The 17,288-nt window shown below is 58.0% G+C and carries 17 protein-coding genes; 6 read left to right on the top strand and 11 right to left on the bottom strand.

Going from position 1 to position 17,288, the window contains the following annotated elements:
• The first annotated feature begins 1 nt into the window (after position 1).
• Complete coding sequence (locus GC177_04250; protein MBI1275165.1) at positions 2-1,426, top strand: efflux transporter outer membrane subunit; 1,425 nt, start codon at positions 2-4, stop codon at positions 1,424-1,426.
• Here the strand turns inward: GC177_04250 and GC177_04245 are convergent.
• Positions 1,410-2,870: an alginate export family protein gene (locus GC177_04245; protein ID MBI1275164.1), complete on the bottom strand. Its 1,461-nt coding sequence runs from the start codon at positions 2,868-2,870 to the stop codon at positions 1,410-1,412. The genes GC177_04250 and GC177_04245 overlap by 17 nt on opposite strands.
• 125 nt (positions 2,871-2,995) lie before the next feature.
• Between GC177_04245 and GC177_04240 the strand changes: the two genes are divergently transcribed.
• Positions 2,996-4,201: a Bcr/CflA family efflux MFS transporter gene (locus GC177_04240; GenBank protein ID MBI1275163.1), complete on the top strand. Its 1,206-nt coding sequence runs from the start codon at positions 2,996-2,998 to the stop codon at positions 4,199-4,201.
• 152 nt (positions 4,202-4,353) lie between these two features.
• Entirely contained in the window at positions 4,354-4,812 is a 459-nt protein-coding gene (locus GC177_04235; protein MBI1275162.1) for a hemerythrin domain-containing protein, read from the top strand.
• A gap of 52 nt (positions 4,813-4,864) precedes the next feature.
• On the opposite strand, the gene GC177_04230 is transcribed toward GC177_04235, so the two are convergent.
• On the bottom strand, positions 4,865-6,616 hold the full coding sequence (locus GC177_04230) for a hypothetical protein (protein ID MBI1275161.1): 1,752 nt from the start codon (positions 6,614-6,616) through the stop codon (positions 4,865-4,867).
• 68 nt (positions 6,617-6,684) lie between these two features.
• Here GC177_04230 and GC177_04225 point away from each other — a divergent pair, with 68 nt between their 5' ends.
• Positions 6,685-7,878, top strand: a complete 1,194-nt coding sequence (locus tag GC177_04225) for an aminoacetone oxidase family FAD-binding enzyme (GenBank protein MBI1275160.1) — start codon at positions 6,685-6,687, stop codon at positions 7,876-7,878.
• Here GC177_04225 and GC177_04220 read toward each other — a convergent pair.
• The 7 genes from GC177_04220 to GC177_04190 all read right to left on the bottom strand — a co-directional run bounded on the left by GC177_04220 (position 7,826) and on the right by GC177_04190 (position 14,923).
• Entirely contained in the window at positions 7,826-8,350 is a 525-nt protein-coding gene (locus GC177_04220; GenBank protein ID MBI1275159.1) for a low affinity iron permease family protein, read from the bottom strand. The genes GC177_04225 and GC177_04220 overlap by 53 nt on opposite strands.
• Positions 8,351-8,353: 3 nt before the next feature.
• Positions 8,354-8,839, bottom strand: coding sequence for a pyridoxamine 5'-phosphate oxidase (locus GC177_04215; GenBank protein ID MBI1275158.1), 486 nt, complete (start codon positions 8,837-8,839; stop codon positions 8,354-8,356).
• 64 nt (positions 8,840-8,903) lie between these two features.
• Positions 8,904-10,073 carry a hypothetical protein gene (locus GC177_04210; GenBank protein MBI1275157.1) on the bottom strand — a complete coding sequence of 390 codons (1,170 nt, stop codon included), beginning with the start codon at positions 10,071-10,073 and terminating at the stop codon, positions 8,904-8,906.
• On the bottom strand, positions 10,073-11,650 hold the full coding sequence (locus GC177_04205; GenBank protein MBI1275156.1) for an MBOAT family protein: 1,578 nt from the start codon (positions 11,648-11,650) through the stop codon (positions 10,073-10,075). Before GC177_04205 ends, GC177_04210 begins: the two co-directional genes overlap by 1 nt.
• Positions 11,640-13,574, bottom strand: a complete 1,935-nt coding sequence (locus GC177_04200; GenBank protein MBI1275155.1) for an HAD-IIIC family phosphatase — start codon at positions 13,572-13,574, stop codon at positions 11,640-11,642. The genes GC177_04205 and GC177_04200 overlap by 11 nt, the downstream gene beginning before the upstream one ends.
• Before the next feature lie 18 nt (positions 13,575-13,592).
• Positions 13,593-13,844 (bottom strand): acyl carrier protein, encoded by a 252-nt coding sequence (locus GC177_04195; protein MBI1275154.1) that lies wholly within the window; start codon positions 13,842-13,844, stop codon positions 13,593-13,595.
• Entirely contained in the window at positions 13,841-14,923 is a 1,083-nt protein-coding gene (locus GC177_04190) for a methyltransferase domain-containing protein (GenBank protein ID MBI1275153.1), read from the bottom strand. The genes GC177_04195 and GC177_04190 overlap by 4 nt, the downstream gene beginning before the upstream one ends.
• Before the next feature lie 21 nt (positions 14,924-14,944).
• On the opposite strand from GC177_04190, the gene GC177_04185 reads away from it, so the two are divergent.
• Both GC177_04185 and GC177_04180 read left to right on the top strand, forming a co-directional pair.
• On the top strand, positions 14,945-15,979 hold the full coding sequence (locus tag GC177_04185) for an aldo/keto reductase (GenBank protein MBI1275152.1): 1,035 nt from the start codon (positions 14,945-14,947) through the stop codon (positions 15,977-15,979).
• A gap of 8 nt (positions 15,980-15,987) precedes the next feature.
• Complete coding sequence (locus GC177_04180; GenBank protein ID MBI1275151.1) at positions 15,988-16,392, top strand: hypothetical protein; 405 nt, start codon at positions 15,988-15,990, stop codon at positions 16,390-16,392.
• Here GC177_04180 and GC177_04175 read toward each other — a convergent pair whose 3' ends face one another.
• A complete protein-coding gene (locus GC177_04175) occupies positions 16,393-16,842 on the bottom strand; it encodes a glyoxalase (protein MBI1275150.1) in 450 nt (149 codons plus the stop codon).
• Positions 16,843-16,939: 97 nt separating this feature from the next.
• Entirely contained in the window at positions 16,940-17,128 is a 189-nt protein-coding gene (locus GC177_04170) for a hypothetical protein (protein ID MBI1275149.1), read from the bottom strand.
• Positions 17,129-17,288: the final 160 nt, after the last annotated feature.

Here is a 17,288-nt window from a genome sequence, read left to right as displayed (position 1 = left end):
TATGAAACATGCTGTTGTCATAAGCCTTGCCGCCTTTCTAAGCGCTTGTACCGTCGGGCCGGATTTCAAGGCGCCCGATGCTCCGGCAACGGAGCGCTACACCGTTGAGACCGACCTGCTGACGGCGGACCAGCATGTGACCATGGGTAAGCAGGTGCAGGCGGAGTGGTGGACGTTGTTTGCCTCGCCGCAACTGGATGAGGTAATGGCCAGGGCGATGAAGGAGAATTACAGCATTACCGCAGCGCGTGAAGCCATGGCACAGGCCGAAGAGGCCGTGAAGGCGGAGCAGGGTGGGCTGTTGCCTCAGGCCAGGCTGGATGCCAGTGCCGGGCGACAGAAATACGGCGTGGCGATGTTTGGTTCGTCCAATTTTTCCATTCCACCTTTCACCTATTATGAAGCGGGGCCGGCCTTCAGCTGGGATCTGGATTTGTTCGGCGGAAAGCGCCGCAGCGTGGAGCGTCAGCAGGCGATGGCGGAATATCAGGCGCATGAGCTGGGTGCCGCTTATGTGGAACTGACGGCGAATGTGGTGACGCAGGCCCTGGCCATTGCCGCTGCGCAAGCTGAAATCGACGCCACCCAGCGCATCATCGAAGAGGATGAAAAAACGCTGAAGCTGGTAAAGGCGGCATTCGAGATCGGTACGGAAACCAGGGTGAGCATTCTGACCACGCAAAGTCAGCTGGACAATGCGCAGGCGGAGCTGCCAGCACTGCGCCAACGGCAGAGCGTGGCACGCCATGCCCTGTCCATTCTGGCGGGCCAGGCCCCGGCGGACTGGACGCCGCCGGAATTTGCGCTTTCGCAGTTTGCGCTTCCCAGCGAATTGCCGGTAAGCCTGCCGTCTGAGCTGGTGCGCCGGCGGCCGGATATTCGCGCGGCGGAAGCCAACCTGCATGCAGCCAGCGCGGCTGTCGGCGTGGCGACGGCCAATCTTTATCCGAATATCCGATTGTCGGCTTCAACGATGCAGGAGGCTCTGACGCCGGGTGACCTGTTCAAGAGCGTGAGCAATGCCTGGTCGCTGGCGGCGGGGCTGACCGCGCCGCTTTTCAGCGGAGGAACGTTGAGTGCGGAAAAGCGCGCAGCCGAGCATGCCTACCAGCAGGCGCTGGCGCAATATAAGCAAACCATCCTGACGGCGTTCGGCCAGGTGGCGGACGCGCTGACGGCGCTGGACCATGATGCTGCCGCCATCGCGGCACAGCAGCAGGCGCTGGATACGGCCAAGGCATCGCTTGCGCTTTCGCGCAAAAGCTACGAGGCAGGCAATACGGGCGTGCTGCAGATACAGGATGCGCAGCGTCAGCTGGCGCAGGCGCAACTGGGCCTTAGCCGCGCCATCAGCCAGCGCTATATGGACACGGCCGGATTGTTTGTGGCGCTTGGCGGTTCGCCCGTCTCTAGTCAAACAAACTGAAGGTGAGCTCCAGATAGAAGAAGTGCGACGGCTCGTTGCGGCTGGTGTTTTCGGTAAATTCACCGGGCTCGAAATAGGCATAGCCGGTGGTGGCCTCGACATGGGGCATCAGCTTCTGCCGCAGGCGCATGTCGAATTCCTGGCCGATGAAATCGCCGCTTTGACCGCTGGAATCACGCAGGTTGGCATTGTTCCAGCGGTCGGTATCGCTGGCCAGCCAGTAGAGGCTGTAACCGGCATCGAATTTCGTGTCCCTGGCGGGTTGCAGTTCCAGGCGTGCTTTTGGGGTGCTGATATTTTCCCACTGGAAATAATCGTTGGCCGACCAGGGGCGGCCAAAGCCGTAGAAGCGCTCAAAGCGGTTGCTCTCATCGTCGGTGGGGTCTTCATCGCCGCTGCCGTAGCCGTATTTCATGCTGAGGCGAGGCTTCCACGGCATGTCGAACCGGTATCCGATTTCCGCAACGGCGCCCAGTGCCTCAACGTCATCGCCGTCGCTCTCGCCGAACTGATAGATCAGGCTTGCATCGTAATCAAAGCCGCTTTTGCCGAAATAGCCGTAAGCGCGCAGGCCCGGTGAATGGATGGTGCGTTCTGGCAGCCCGTTGTCATCGCCCTGGTCCAGACGAAAATAGAAAGGCTCCAGGGTGATGGTATCGGAATATTGCCGCCAATGGCCGATGGCGCCGGTGAACCAGACATCCTCGTTGCGACGGTCGACGGAGTAAAGCAGGCGGCGCATGGGTTGCAGGGCGAAGAGCTCAAGCTCCCAGTCGTTGCTGTCCTGCCCGAGTAGGGCGCGCACGCCCTGAAAGCTGTTGGTGGTGTTGCGCCATTCGTTGCGGGCGATGAGGCGGCGGTCCAGCGTCTCAAATGCCATGCGACCGGCGCGGATGCTGAGCGGGCGGTCATCGCCGAGGGCGTCCTTGAAATAGAGTTCACCATAGGCCTGGATGAATTCCGCCTGGTTCACGTCGCGGTCGTCGCGGGCAAATTGGCTATGCGTGCGTTCGGAATCGGTGAATTCCACGGTGAGGCGAAGCGGATCGGCGATGTTTTTGACGCCCAGATAGGCGCGTGTACGGAACAGGAAGGGATCGTCGACGCTTTCCGCGGGGCGGCGGTAGTCATTGTCGCGGTGTTCGTAGCGCATGCGGTGCACCAGTCCGGCATCCAGCCAGTCAAGATTCTTGAAAGCATCCATGCCGGTGTCGCTCAGGGTGCGGACATAGCGCGGCGGGTCGCTTTCCCGTTGCGTGCTGTAGCTTGGGCTTTCGACATAGTAATTTTTTTTATCGTCGCCGGTGGCGGCGGTTTCCTCCGCCCACAGGGGCATGGGCTGCAACAGGAAGATCAGGGTGGCGGGCAGCAGGCGTTTGGGCATGGTGGCTCGTGTTTTATGGAAAACATATGCCGGGGGAGTGCGGTCACCTGACCCTGCCATGGCAATCTGGCATGAAGCGCAAAGGCTTGCAAGGATTAGAAACGCAACGCGCTTGGCAAATAAGGGGCTATGCTGGCGGGGCGTGTTGCGCTATAAGGCTTGCCCTTTTGCTTGCAGGAATCGCCGTGGCACAACGTCCGTCCAATCTTTTCATCATCTTCCTGCTGGGCGCCATGAGCGTCATCAGCCCCTTTGCGATTGATATGTATCTGCCGGCTTATGGGGTGATTGCCAAAGACTTCGACGTGCCGAGCGCGGTCATTGCGCTGACGCTGTCGAGCTATTTCATCGGCATGGCGATCGGCCAGGTGTTCTATGGCCCGCTGCTGGACCGGTTCGGACGGAAAAAGCCCCTGATCTGCGGGCTCGGGCTTTTTGTGCTGGCATCAATTTTGTGCGCGTTCGCGCCGAATATCCAGGTGCTGATCGTGCTGCGCTTTCTGCAGGCGATTGGCGGCTGCGTGGCGGGGGTGGCATCGCTGGCGATGGTTCGCGATGTATTCCCCGTTAATGAAGGCGCGCGCATCCTTTCGCGCCTGTTCCTGTTCATTTCCGTTTCGCCTCTGCTGGCGCCGACGGTGGGTGGGGCCATCATTCTGGCTTTTGGCTGGAAGGCCGTGTTTGTTGCGATGGCGCTGATCGTGACGGCGATCGTGGCGCTGATCTGGTTCCAGCTGCCGGAGACGCACCAGCCGGATGCGGACATCTCCCTCAAGCCGATGCCGATTCTGCGCGAGTATCTGGCCATTCTGCAACATCCGCGTTTTGCGACCTATGCCCTGTCCGGCGCGTTTTCCTTTGCGGGGCTGTTCACTTATGTGGCCGGGTCGCCCATTATTTTCATGGAGAATTTTCATTTGAGCGCGCAGGCTTACAGCATGGTATTCGGCCTGCTGGCAATGGGGTTTATCGGCGGCAGCCAATTGAATGCTCACCTGCTGAAAAAATATGATAGCGAGACGATCTTCAACCGTATCCTGTTCTTACAGGCGGCAACGGGCTGCGTGTTCATGCTTGGAATGGCGGCCGGCTGGTACGGGCTGGCGGGCACGCTGGTGCTGTTTTTTATCTTCCTGTCCTGCACGGGGCTGACCTACCCGAACGCAGCGGCGATCGCCCTTGCGCCTTTTTCCAAAAACGCGGGCAGCGCATCGGCCCTGCTCGGCTTTTTGCAGCTTGGAACCGGCGCAGTGATTTCCACCGGCATCAGCCTGTCCGATTCACGCGATAGTTTTCCCATCATCGCCATTCTAGGTGTAACGTCGTTGCTTGGCCTTATTACCGTGCGGCTTGGCCGCAGGCGCGCCATGGCCAGCCCGGTCAGCGAATAGCAGCCATTTGATTTTTCTGGAAGAAAGCTCAGTTGCGAATAATTCGCAACATGCTGTGTTTTAGTGATTTTTTACCTGTAGCACCAGGCTTGGCCATTTTTTGCTGATGCCGGATGTGGGACAGTGAGCCTCCATACCCATAGGAGAGAAACATGGATATTTACAGCTATCTCAAGAAAGACCACCGCGCCGTTGCCAAGCTCATGGAAGAGCTGCTGGCCACCAAGGATGTCAAAACCCGCCGCCTGATCTTTACCCAGATCAAGCAGGAATTGACCCTGCATGCCGATTCGGAAGAGGCTACGTTTTATAACGCCATTGAAAAAGCCACCCGTGCGCAATCCGTCCAGGAGCAGATGGAACATGCGGACGAAGAGCATGACGAAATTCGGGAATATCTGGAAAAGCTCAGCAATGAGCCGATGGAAAGTGAATCCTGGATTGAAATGTTTGGCGAATTCAAACATTCCGTGACGCACCATGTGGATGAAGAAGAGAATGACGTGTTTGAAAAGGCCAAAAAATACCTCTCCGATGAGCAGGCCACCCAGCTTGCCAAAGAGATGGACGCCATGAAAAAGCAGATGATGAAGCAGAAAATGGCGGCGTAATGCCGTTTGTCCCTGAAAGCCCGGCCGGTTGCGGCCGGGCTTTTTTTATGGCTCAGGAAAAAATGAAATCGGTATTATCCAGCGTGAGATGCCCTGCAAGGTAGAGCACGAAATGCCTGCCATAGTCGCTTACCTGCGTCACGCCGGATGCGGCGAGGTAGGTGTAGTTCAGCATGGTGCCGAAAGCCGCCGCCGTGCCGATGCCCGTATAGCCGAGGCCGACCGTGTTGATGCGGTCATCGGCGGGGTTGAAATCCATCAGCCAGTCGATGCCATTGACCGGATTTGAGAAGGCCTTGCTGTTATACACAAACATATCGTTGTCGGCGCCGCCATAGAGCACGTCGCTGCCCAGCGCGCCGTTGAGGCTGTCATTTCCGGCATAGCCCCACATGCGGTCGTTACCGGTGCCGCCTACCATGATGTCGTTACCGCCGGTCAGGTCGGTTGCGGCTTCACCATAGAGAAAATCGTTGCCGTCGTCGCCTTTGATGGTGTCGTCGCCTGTGCCGCCCACCAGCGAATCGGCGCCTGAGCCACCGCTGATGGAGTCGTTATCGGCATTGCCTTCCAACCAGTCATTGCCGTCGTCGCCGCTGAGGGTGTCGTTGCCATTCATGCCATAGAGGCGGTCGTTATCGTTGTTGCCACTCACGGTGTCGTTACCGCCATAGGCGTAGATCGTGTCGTTGCCGGCATTGCCGATCAGCCGGTCGTCGCCATTAAGGCCGCTATTGTCATCGCCAAAGATAAAATCGTTGTTATTGCCGCCGTCCACCCAGTCGTCGCCCAGCCCGGCATAGATGGAATCGTTACCGTTATAGGCATAGACCGTATCGTTGCCCGCATTGGTGTTGATGGTGTTGTGAAGGTCGTTGCCGAAAACCGAATCCGCCCCGCCACGGGTGATGGCATTTTCAATGTTGGCGTTGAAGGCGGTCCAGACATCCGTCTGCCCCAGATGAGTGCGGTTCTCAAGTCCTGCGCGAAGGTCGATCGTTACGGCCCCGGCAAAGGCGGGGGCTACGGAATAGGTGTCGATGCCGCCGCCATCCCAGACGGTTTTTTTGTACATCGAGCCGTCGAACTCGTAGGTGGTATCGGTTGCGTTGTAAGCACGGTTGGCTCCGTAAACGGACTGAAGAGCGGCGATATCGAATATCTGATATCCCTGGGGAGCGCTGTTGATGTAGGAACCGCTGACATAGCCATCGGTGGAATAATGGCCGTCATTGTAGGACATGACCGTGCCATCGCTGTTATAGGCGGCATTCGGCCCGTAACCGCCGGGATGGCTCAGCCCCATGGCATGCCCCATTTCATGAATGAGGGCGGCATAGTTGAAGCTGCCCGCGGCATAGGCTGTGGCGCGTTCGGCCACATTATCCAGCGTGACATCCGACCCGCTGTTGCTTGGGAAGTAAGCAATGCCGATGGTGCCCCATTGAGAGCCATAGGTGGGAAGATCGCCCGTCCAGAATTTGATGGCGGCGCTGTTGGTGCCGGTTTCCACAAAATGAACGTTGATGATGGATTCCAGCTCAACCAGGATGGCGCGGGCGGCAGCTTCCTGCTGAACCGTCATCACGGTGCGGCCCTGCGCGGCGATGGCGGTGGCATAATTGGCGTTGTTGGGGGTGGTGGCGTCAAAGCTGTAGGTGATGTTCAGCTGACCGCCGGACGTCGTCACACCGGGCATGCCGACCAGCCATTGGCTATTACCGACGCGAAGGGCGGCGATGTCGTTGCTTAACATGGGGCAAATCCGGCAGCAGGTGAATGTCTCAGCCTGCCAGAAAAGCATTAATAAATGCCACCGGCAAGCGGAAGATAGCGATGGCGGCGGCGCAAGAGCTCTGCTACCCACGGGGCATGACAGCAGCGTTTGACCATGATGTGTTGATTCTGGGTGCCGGGGCGGCGGGGATGATGTGCGCCCTGACGGCAGGGCAGCGCGGCAAACGCGTGCTGCTTTTGGACCATGCGGCCAAGGTGGGGGAGAAGATACGGATCTCCGGCGGGGGGCGGTGCAATTTCACCAATATCCATGCCACGCCGCAGCATTTCCTGTCGGAAAACCCGCATTTCTGCGTTTCCGCGCTTAAGCGCTATACACCGCAGGATTTTTGTCGGATGGTGGAAAAGCACGGCATTGCCTACCATGAAAAGACGTTGGGGCAGTTGTTCTGCGATGGTTCCTCACAGCAGATCATCGACATGCTGCTGGCGGAATGCGCGGCGGGCAAGGTGGAAATACGGCGCCATGCCGCTGTGGCCTCCATCCGCAAAACCGAGAGCGGTTTTGAGCTTGAAACCAACCAGGGGCAGTTTACCGGCAGGGCGCTGGTGGTGGCCACGGGGGGCAAATCCATTCCCAAAATGGGGGCAACGGGTTTTGGGTTTGAGGTTGCCAGACAGTTCGGCCTCAAGGTGACGGAAACGCGCGCGGCGCTAGTGCCGGTGACCTTTGAAGGCGCCATGCTGGATTATGTGCAGGGGCTGGCTGGCGTGGCGGTGCCGGTGGCCACGGCCCGCATGGGGAAAACCGAATTCCGGGAGGCGGTGCTGTTTACCCACCGCGGCATGAGCGGGCCGGCCATTCTCCAAATTTCTTCCTACTGGAAAGAGGGGGAGGCCATAAGCCTTGACCTGTTGCCGGATGAGGACCTGAGCGCCTTGCTGAAAGCGGCCAAACAGGGCAACCCGAAGCAGGAACCCGCCACCGTGCTTGCCCAGCATCTGCCGAAGCGGCTGGCGCAGCGCAAGGTGGCGGATGAGGGAATGGAGGGGGCCAGGCTTGCCGATCTTTCGCATGCGGCATTGCAGAAACTGGCCGACAGGGTTCAACGCTGGGAGCTATACCCTAATGGAACCGAGGGGTATCGCACAGCGGAGGTCACGCTGGGTGGGGTGGATACAAGCGGGCTTTCCTCGCAGACTATGGAAAGCAAACAGGTGCCGGGGCTTTATTTCATCGGCGAAGTGGTGGATGTGACCGGCCATCTGGGCGGGTTTAACTTCCAATGGGCCTGGGCTTCCGGGCGCGCCTCTGGGCAGAGCGTTTAGCGCCGGCTGGTTTTTTAGCCGGGCCGGCCGCTTTTTTCCTGAGGGGGTTCTTATCCAGGATAACGTTGGGAATGTTGGTGTCGCTTCGGCCGTGCTTCAGGCGGTTTCTGGCATGTTCGGCGATATCCTCATAGCGTTCATGCAGCGCTTCCAGTTCCTTTTCGTTTAACTCCTCCAGGTCCAGCAGGACTGTGTGCGCACCTCTCGTGGCGCGGATCAGTTCATCCAGCTTCAGTTGGATGGCGACGCTATCGCGGTTCTGGGTGTTTTGAATGAGGAACACCATCAGAAAGGTGATGATGGTGGTGCCGGTGTTGATGACCAGCTGCCAGGTGTCGGAAAAGCCGAATACCGGGCCGGAAACTACCCATGTCACGATGGTGCCAAAGGCAAGGGCGAAGGCATAAGGGCTGCCTGTCCAGCTGGCGGTTCGTTTGGCGAAACGCTGAAACCAGCCATGATTTTTAGCCATATATCACCCCGCCTTGCGGTGTTCGCCCATTTGGGGAGGTGTATCGGTGATTTTGGCTTTTGCCAAATGAAACAATTGCACCATGGTGCTGGAGGGGGCGTCCCAGTATTCCGCCAGGTGGGCGTCGAATTTCAGCAGGGCGAGGTCGGGATCGCTCTTGCCTTCGGGAAACCAGGCTTCCACGAACATGTTCCAGAATTCATCCATCAGGGCTTTATCGCGGATGATTTCCGCCGTGCCGGAAAGGGAGATATAGGATTCGTTCGCCACATCGGCATAGCTGATGGAAACCTGGTTGTATTTGGCGATTTCCTGCGCTTTACCATGGGTGGCGGAGGTAAAATAATAAAGCGAGCCGTTATCGAACTGCTTGTTGACGTGCTGCATGGGGCGGGAATGGACGAAGGTGCCGTTCCAGGTGGTGAGCATACCCGTTTTGATGGGCTTGATGAGGGACCAGAGTTTTTCTTTTTCCTGTTGGCTTAGCATGGTTATCTCCTGAATAAATCCTGCATCAAGCTTCAGGAAAAGCGGATTAATTTTCTATGCGAATTTAATAGACAAGATCCCAGCCCACGGCTTTGGGGCCTTTGACCGGCGGAGCTTTGTAGATGCCATCATAATAGGCATTCAAGCCTTTGAGGAAGCGCTGCTCGTAAGCGGGCATCATGCCGGGCGTCAGGCGATGGGTGTTGTCGTGAATGGCATCGAACAGGTAATTCACCACCTTGTCAGGGTGATAGTGAACGGGGTCGTAGTAATTGGCGAGGTCGGTGGTGATCCATTGCACATCGTCAAAGCCGAACAGGCGGGCGTTTTCGTAATGCGACAGGCGCTCGACGAAGCAGCGTTCATAGCCGATCTGGATTTCATAGAAATCCTTCTTGAACTTTGCCTGTGCCTTGTCGCGCCGGAGGGACTGAACGGCATAGGCGTAGGGCGGAAAGAGCATGTCCACTTTTGTGCCACGTGCCTGCATGGTTCTGACGAATTGTTCTACGCGGTCGAGCTCGGTTTTATAATCCGTGCAATCCACCTTGGGCGGGGTGAAGGTGAGGTGTGGGTGTTGTTGGATGAAGGCGGCGATGCCGGCGATGTTTTCCGGCGAATTGAAGCGGCGGTAGCCGGATTCGCGATAGCGGTATTGTTTTTCCGGGTAGGCGCTGCTGCGCACCCATAATTTGCCGCTGGTGAGGAGGTAATAGCTGCCGGTGAGTGCCTCGGTGGAATACCAGTAACGGTAATCATCCCACAGGGAATGGTTGTAGAGAAAATCCGTAAAGCGTTTGCGGAGCGTGGTTTCACGGCTGGGAAAGGTGAGATCGAGCGAGAGGTAGACATAGCTTGGCTGCCCGGCGTTTTCCATGGCATCCATGAGTTTGGAAAGCTCGCCGAAAGTAATGCCGTTCATGGAGAAATTGCGCACGGGCACATCACCATAGGCCCGTTGAAAATGTTCCGGCCGGAAGATGATGTTATTGCTGGCGCCGAGCGCCCATACGGCGCCGGGTTTATCGTAAGCGGCGTTCCAGAAAAGGTAGGAGACATTGTGGATGAGTCCGGGCTTCAGCCATTGGTAGGACGCGCGCCAATGGTAGAGGTTAAAGGGATCCAGCCAGATGGTGCCCGCACCCCAGACACCGAGCAGCAGTAGCGGAATGGCATAGCATAACGCGATGCAGAGGCGAAGCTTGCTGGCGGTTGGTTTTGCCGGTTTGGTCATCAGAAGGCGAAATAGATGAAGGGTGAGGTTTCGTGCATGAAGACGCCCGCCATGCCGAGGAAAATCAACAGACCCGCCAGGATGGCCGCGCGCAATGAGCCGACGGCGAAGAATGGGCGAAGGCGCGGATACAGCCATTGCTGCACGCGGTTGTGGGCCTCCAGCGGCATGTAGGCCGTCAGCTGCAGCGCATGGGGCAGCATGTGCAGGCACAGCAGCAGGGCGGCGATGAGCGCACCGTTTTCCAGCATGGCAAGGAAGTGGGTGGAGGTGCCGAGCGCCACCGGATCAAGCCAGGTGTCATAGGGCACGCGTTCGAAAAAATAACCGTCGCGGCTGGGCAGGATGGCGTATTTGCCCATCATGGATTGCAGGATGTTGCCCGCACGGCCAAGGCTATGGGCGCGGAAAAAGACGCAGGCGATGTTGAAGCTCAAGAGCGTCAGCGCATGGGCCAGCAGGTAGGGCAGGCGAAAGCCGATGCGCTTCCAGAGCATCACCCACAGCACACCGCCGCCGTTGAACAGGCCGAAGATAATGGCTTTCAGGCTGCCCTCGTGCCAGAGCCCGATGGTGGTGAACATGACGGCGGTGATGGGGATGGAAAGCAGGAAATGAATATCCGCCGGTTTCATGCCGCGTTTGGAAAGCGGGGCGAACCAGCGGCGGAAAATCCAGAAAGAAAGCGGTGTGAAGAGATAATCGCGGAACCAGCCGGTCATGGTCATGTGCCATCGGCTCCAGAAGCCGACCATATCGCGCGCAATCATCGGGGAATTGAAGTTGATGGGCAGGTGGATGTTGAACATCAGCCCCACGCCGACGGCCATTTCGGAATAACCGGCAAAATCGAAATAAAGCTGAAACGTGTAGCAGAGAGAGCCGACCCAGGCCTCCAGCATGCTTGCATCGGGGCCGTAGTCGAAAAAGAAATCCGCATAGGTGGCGAGGCTGTCGGCGATGATGGATTTTTTAAACAGGCCGATGGCGAAAATGATCAAACCCTGATGGACGTGGTTCCATTTGATGAAATGGTTACGCGGGCTGGCGAATTGCGGAATGATCTGCTTATGGTTGACCAGCGGCCCGGCAAGCAGGTGAGGGAAGAAGGTGACGAAAATGACGTAATTGATGAATTTATATTCATGCGCCTTGTTCTGAAAGCTGTCGATCAGGTAGGCCAGCTGCTGGAAGGTGAAGAAGGAGATGCCGAGCGGGAAAGCCAGCTTCAGCAGGGTGAAATTGGTGCTGATGCTGTGATTGAGGAAATCCAGAAAGGGATCGGTGTATTTGTAAAGTGACAGCAGGCCCAGATTAACCAGGATGGCGCCGATGAAGAGGGTTTTGCGGATGCGCCCTTCCGTTTTTTTCATGCCATGCACGGCAGTGAAGTTGAACAGGATGGAGCCGAGCATCAAGGGCAGAAAGGTGAGATCGGAAATGGCATAGAAGGTGATGTTGGCCAGGCAGAGCCAAAGGCGTGCTGCTTGACTGAGGCGGAGCTTGTAGAACAGAAAATAGCCCGCCACCGCAATGGGAACGAACAGGAAGATATAGGAAGCAGAACTAAACAGCATGTTTCAATGCAGGCGTTGCGGCGCCGTTATCGACATCGATAAAGGTCTTGTGTGGCGTATAGGCATCGGTTTGCAGGTGGTAATGCCCGGCGGGTTTTTCGGTGGGGGCATCGGCCCAGAGTTTGGGGTAGAAATCCTTCACCAGGCCGTTACGCTCGGTGGGAAGGTATATGCCGTCGATGCTCTCGGCGCCTTCCGCACGGGCGGCGGCGATGAGCTCGTTCATGATGGTGTGTTCCACGCCGCGTTCCAGCACCCGGCAGGACATGACCCAGCTGTCGATCTCCCAGTGTTTTTTATCCTTGCGGGCGATGACGACGCCGATCATGCCGTGGTCGCCGAAGGCGTCGCTCAGGCGCACCTGCCAGCCGAGGATGTTTTTGTCCTGCATGAAGGCGGTGATCTGGTCTTCGTTGTAACGGCGGGTGGTGAGGTTGAACTGGTTGGATTTGTTGATGAGCTGCGCGATGCGCGGGCGGCCGATCTCGTCAAAGGGGCGGATGGTCATTTTCATCTGCAGGGAGGCGAGGTAGTCGTCGTAATTCTCGACCCTGGATTTGATCTCGGCGCGTTTGGCTTCGGCCTGATAGGCTTCGGCGCGTTTGAGGTCGTCGTTATTCAGCGGCAGATGCTCGAAATAACCGGCCATGGCGAGGATGCTGGCGAAGTTGGCGGCATTCTCGCCGACTTCCGGCACCTGCACCTGCGGGAATTCCTGCCGCACGCGGGCGCGTTCGGCCGGGTTGTCGTCGACGAAGACGAGGGATTCGAGGCCGAGGCTGAGCTGCTCGGCTATGGCCTGGATGTTGGTGGCCTTGTCCTGCCAATTCGCTTGGAAGACGGCGATATGATCCAGCTTCAGGAGCATGTCGGGGTGTTTTTCGAACGGTTCGCGGGCAATGTGGTCGGTATTTTTGGAGCAGACGGCCAGCACCACACCACGGCGGCGGTATTCCAGCGCCAGCTGGTGGAGCGCGGCATGGGCCTCCCCGGTGGCGGAGCCGCTGCCGATGGCGATGCCTTCCACACCGTCGTCACCGATGACGCCGCCCCATAGGGTGTTGTCGAGATCCAGCACCAGCGCACGCGAGGCCTTGCCGAACATGGCGGCGAGCAGGCGGCAGAGATGGTCGGCCACCACGGGGGAGAGTTCCAGCGCGAAGGGGGTTTTGGCCTGGTAGAAGCGCGTCATGTCGAACCAGTTGCGCGTGCCAATTTCGCTGGCGAGGGTGGCGACGTCCCAGACGATCCATTCTCCTTTCGCGCCCGCCTGATGGATCAGACGGTTGACGGCGTGGATGAAATGCAATGTGCTGCCCGCCATGCCGCCATCCACGGATGTGACGGAATGAATGGGCGGCACCGGCAGGGTGGCCATGATGACGGGCGCCTTGGTCTGGGCTTTTATGCCCTCGGCCAGGCGCAGGAGGAATTCCTCCGCACGGGCGGTGGCGGCCTCGGCTGCCTCAATATCCAGCAATGCAGCGGGAGAAAGAAAGGCGGCGATGTCGAGCATCAGCAGGGTGGCATCCACCGCTTCGCCATCGAAGGCGTTGCCACGGCCCATAGCGAGCGCGGCTGCGGAATCGTAGGGGGCTTCAATGCAATCCACCATCAGGCCGCGGGCTGGGGCGGCGGCGCGGAGTGCATTGGCAAGATAGCTAAGGGTACGGTTGCCCGCCATGCCGAGCTTGACGGGGCGTAGCGAGCCGAAGTTTTTGCGCTGGGGCCAGAGCCTGGCCATGAGCTGTTCCAGCTTGATCTGCTGGAACATGTCCAGCCGTGCGTTGGCCAAGCGGCGAAGGTCCAGCGCCAGCAGCTTGCCCTGCTCAGGCGTGATGTCGGATTTGGCGGCATCCGCCACGTTGTTCAGGCGGGTTTGCCAGTCTTCGGAAGGCAGGGGACGCCATGGGAAATACGTCATGCTTACCTTGACCTGAAGTTAAGCCGCCTTGCGGGTTTTGCTTTCAATCAGCTTAACCAGCGCGCCGACATTTTTGAGATCGCTGAGTTCGGCGGCGGTGAAGCTGATGCCGAAGCTTTGCTCAATCATCACAATCAGCTGCACGTGGGAGAGGCTGTCCCACTGGCCGACGGATTCGGCGGTGAGCTGCTCGTTCACCGGGCCGGTATATTCGTCGAACATGACGCGGAAGATTTCGGTCAGTTTATCAAAAATCTGTTGCTGGCTCATGCTTGTGGCTTTCTGGCGATGACGACGGTTGAGATGGTGAATTTGAGGGCGCGGGCACGCTCCAGCGTGGAACCGATGACGGGGGCCATGAGGACGTCTTCCACTTCCAGCCCGACGGATTTCACCATGTCGATGAATTCCTCCGGCGTGTTGAAGAGGTAGATATGGTCCGGCGCGGGGGAGTTGATAGGGGCGTTGATGAAGAGCCTTCCGCCGGGTGCGGTGAGGTTGGCGAGGATCTTCAGCGCTTCGACCGGTTGTTCCAGGTGCTCCAGCACTTCGGAGAAGACGATGGAATCGAACTCGCCCACAGGATTTGCAAAAAGGTTTTTCAGTTCCAGAGTGATGGGACGTTGCACGCCCATGGCCTTCAGCGTGGCTTCGGTCATTTTCATGCTGGTTTCGCTCACGTCCCAGCCGGCGATGCTGGCGGCGCGTGGATCTTTGGCGGCGCGGTACAGCAGCAGCCCGTGGCCGGGGCCGACTTCCAGATGGCGGTAGCCCTGCTTGTTGCCGGGCAGGAAGGTCTCGATCAAATACTGAATGACCTGGGTGTGGTTGGACCAGAAGAGATGGCTCAACAGCACGCCATGCATGTATCTGGTCATGAAGTCCTTGTTCGCGTAGACCTCTTTCTCGGCCTGCTCGAAGGTGGCGATGCGGTAGCGGCCGTGGCGGCGGAAATAGAGTTCTTCTTCCAGCATGCGGTCGGTCAGCCATTTATAATCTTCGCAATAGGTGCGGAGCGTGGCGTCATTGCCTGCAATGGCGAGGATATTGGCGGAGAGTTCCTCGATCACCGCGCGTTCGGCGGCGGGGGCCTGCATGCGCTTTTCCACCTGGGGGGCATGGGCGGGGAATATTTCCAGCAGCGTTTTGGAAATCTGTTCAAACGGGCTGCCGGTTACGGGCAACGAGGCGGTGGCGGGCTGAGGCAAGAGACATATCCTTTTGTGAAGCATCCCGATTAGGGCAAAGGTAAGGAAATGACAAGAAAATTGATGGAAATGGACGGGTTTGCAGGCCTTATAATCCGCTCGCTTTTGGGTTTGGAATGGGTGTAGATTGCGGCATCGCATTCATGATGAAAGGTGAGGTGGATGGACTACCGTCAGCTCGGCCGCAGCGGCCTGAAAGTTCCCGTTCTCAGCTTTGGCACCGGCACGTTCGGCGGGTCCAACGAGTTTTTCCAGAAATGGGGCGATACGGATGTGAAAGAGGCCACCCGGCTGGTGGATGTGTGCCTGGAGCATGGCGTCAATTTCTTCGATACGGCGGATATCTATTCCGAGGGGGCATCGGAGGAGATTCTCGGCAAGGCCATCAAAGGCAAAAAGCGCGACGAACTGCTGATTTCCACCAAGGCGACATTTGCCATGAGTGCTAGGCCTAATGATGTTGGGTCCTCTCGCTATCATCTTATCAAGGCATGCGAAGCCAGCCTTAAGCGGCTGGGGACGGACCATATCGATGTGTATTTCATGCACGGGTTTGATGCGTTGACGCCGGTGGAGGAAACCTTAAGCGCGCTGGATAATCTGATCATCAGCGGCAAGGTGCGCTATATCGGCTGCTCCAATTTCTCCGGCTGGCATGTGATGAAGTCGCTGGCGACGTCCGAGAAATACGGGCTTGGGCGGTATGTGGCCTATCAGGGCTATTATTCGCTGGTGGGGCGCGATTATGAGTGGGAACTGATGCCGCTTGGCCTTGATCAGGGGCTGGGGCTGATGGTGTGGAGCCCGCTTGGCTGGGGACGCCTGACCGGCAAGATACGTCGCGGGCAGCCGCCGAAGGAAGGACGCCTGGCACAGGGCGGCGATGTGGGCGGGCCGCAGGTGGAAGAGGAGTATCTCTACAATGTCGTGGATGCGCTGGATGAGGTGGCCAAAGAGACCGGCAAAACGGTTTCCCAGGTGGCGCTGAACTGGCTGCTGCAACGCCCGAGCGTGTGTAACATCGTGGTGGGCGCGCGCAATGAAGAGCAGCTGAAGCAGAATCTCGGCGCAATCGGCTGGAACCTGACGCTTGCGCAGGTGGCCAGGCTGGATGCCGCCAGCCATAAGCACCCCGCCTATCCTTATTGGCACCAGATGGGTTTTGATTCCCGCAATCCCAAGCCCGTAGCCTGGTAGGAGACATTATGCCGCATTACCACACGACCTCCTTGATGCTGCAATATTACAAGCTGATGCTTCAGATGCAGCATATGGGCCTGCAAGCGGCGGAGGTGATTTTTTACCGCAGCAACATGATGGCAGAGAGCATGCAGCACCCACATGAAGTGCCTTCCGCCCGGCACATGAACGAGATGCAGCTGATGTGGACGGAAAAGGCGCAAAGCTTTTGGGAGGCCTATTGGCAATCCGCCTCCAGCCTTCAGCAGTCCCAGCTGAAATGGATGGGGCAGGCATTCAATGGCAAGACGTTGCATGGGGAAGAATGGGCTGAGATGACATCCCACCTGATGGATGCGTTCAGCGCGGGCATGAAACCCATTCACCGGGCGGCGCAGTTGAATGCCAGCCGGTTGCGGAAGGATTTCTGATCAGAGGATGGAGCTTTGGGTGTCGGCATTGCGCCACGGGTCGTAGCTGCCGAAGCTCCAGACATAGCCTTCCGGATCGCGGCAGGTATAGCCGCGGCCGCCGTAGCTTTCATCCTTGATGTCGATGATGATTTCCGCCCCGGCTTCCTTGGCGCGGGCGTAATGCGCGTCCACTTCCGGCACGATGATATAGGCCGTCTGGGTATTTTTAGCTCCCGCCTGTGAAGGCGTGGCGGTGAATTTGGCGTAGTCGCCCTGTTTCATGTCCGAGCCGAGCATGATCATGCCGCGTCCGTGGTCGGCGCTTTTGTAGCTAAGCTCGGCATGCAGTATCATGCCATCCTCGCCTTCATACACGGCATGGCGCTGAAAGCCGAAGGCGGCCTCAAGCCAGTCGATCGCGGCGGGTGCGTCCTTGTAACGCAGGCAGGGGATGATGCAGCTTGTCATAGGAGCCTCCTATGGATCGTTGCACATAAAGAATCACGTATTTTCCGGCGTATTTCACCAGATAGTAGAGGGCGAAAATCATATCAGCCCCCCATGCTTAATAGGTGGTGGGCGCATCGCTTGCGGGAAAACTCTCGTCAACCATTTCGTCGACTTGTTTTTCACTCAAGCGATTGCGCATTTTACGCTCCGCCGAAACCAGACGGCTGGGCGTTTTTTGCAGGTTACTGGGATGGCTGCGCCAGCCATCCATGAAGGCGCTGAAACATGACGTGATGAAGGCCATGGGTATCTCCTTGTTGTTTATGCCGCAGGCAAGGGTTTTGCCTGCATTTCATAAACCATAGGGTGACAGCCCATAAAAACGCACCGGGAGAGGGAGTGCTGCGATGTAAAGCTTTGCTAAGGAGGCGTGATTGGGGGGAGCTCCCGTAATCAGGCCGTAA

Source organism: bacterium (genome assembly GCA_016124905.1).
Taxonomy (GTDB): Bacteria; Pseudomonadota; Alphaproteobacteria; order Rickettsiales; family RI-342; genus RI-342.
Note: the sequence above shows the minus strand (reverse complement) of the source record. Positions and strands in the feature narration are given on the sequence as shown.

Coding starts and splice junctions, on each gene's coding strand:
- GC177_04250 (MBI1275165.1), top strand. CDS start 2: ATGAAACATGCTGTTGTCATAAGCCTTGCCGCCTTTCTAAGCGCTTGT.
- GC177_04245 (MBI1275164.1), bottom strand. CDS start 2,870: ATGGCAGGGTCAGGTGACCGCACTCCCCCGGCATATGTTTTCCATAAA.
- GC177_04235 (MBI1275162.1), top strand. CDS start 4,354: ATGGATATTTACAGCTATCTCAAGAAAGACCACCGCGCCGTTGCCAAG.
- GC177_04230 (MBI1275161.1), bottom strand. CDS start 6,616: ATGCTTTTCTGGCAGGCTGAGACATTCACCTGCTGCCGGATTTGCCCC.
- GC177_04225 (MBI1275160.1), top strand. CDS start 6,685: ATGACAGCAGCGTTTGACCATGATGTGTTGATTCTGGGTGCCGGGGCG.
- GC177_04220 (MBI1275159.1), bottom strand. CDS start 8,350: ATGGCTAAAAATCATGGCTGGTTTCAGCGTTTCGCCAAACGAACCGCC.
- GC177_04215 (MBI1275158.1), bottom strand. CDS start 8,839: ATGCTAAGCCAACAGGAAAAAGAAAAACTCTGGTCCCTCATCAAGCCC.
- GC177_04210 (MBI1275157.1), bottom strand. CDS start 10,073: ATGACCAAACCGGCAAAACCAACCGCCAGCAAGCTTCGCCTCTGCATC.
- GC177_04205 (MBI1275156.1), bottom strand. CDS start 11,650: ATGCTGTTTAGTTCTGCTTCCTATATCTTCCTGTTCGTTCCCATTGCG.
- GC177_04200 (MBI1275155.1), bottom strand. CDS start 13,574: ATGACGTATTTCCCATGGCGTCCCCTGCCTTCCGAAGACTGGCAAACC.
- GC177_04195 (MBI1275154.1), bottom strand. CDS start 13,844: ATGAGCCAGCAACAGATTTTTGATAAACTGACCGAAATCTTCCGCGTC.
- GC177_04190 (MBI1275153.1), bottom strand. CDS start 14,923: ATGCGATGCCGCAATCTACACCCATTCCAAACCCAAAAGCGAGCGGAT.
- GC177_04185 (MBI1275152.1), top strand. CDS start 14,945: ATGGACTACCGTCAGCTCGGCCGCAGCGGCCTGAAAGTTCCCGTTCTC.
- GC177_04180 (MBI1275151.1), top strand. CDS start 15,988: ATGCCGCATTACCACACGACCTCCTTGATGCTGCAATATTACAAGCTG.
- GC177_04175 (MBI1275150.1), bottom strand. CDS start 16,842: ATGACAAGCTGCATCATCCCCTGCCTGCGTTACAAGGACGCACCCGCC.
- GC177_04170 (MBI1275149.1), bottom strand. CDS start 17,128: ATGGCCTTCATCACGTCATGTTTCAGCGCCTTCATGGATGGCTGGCGC.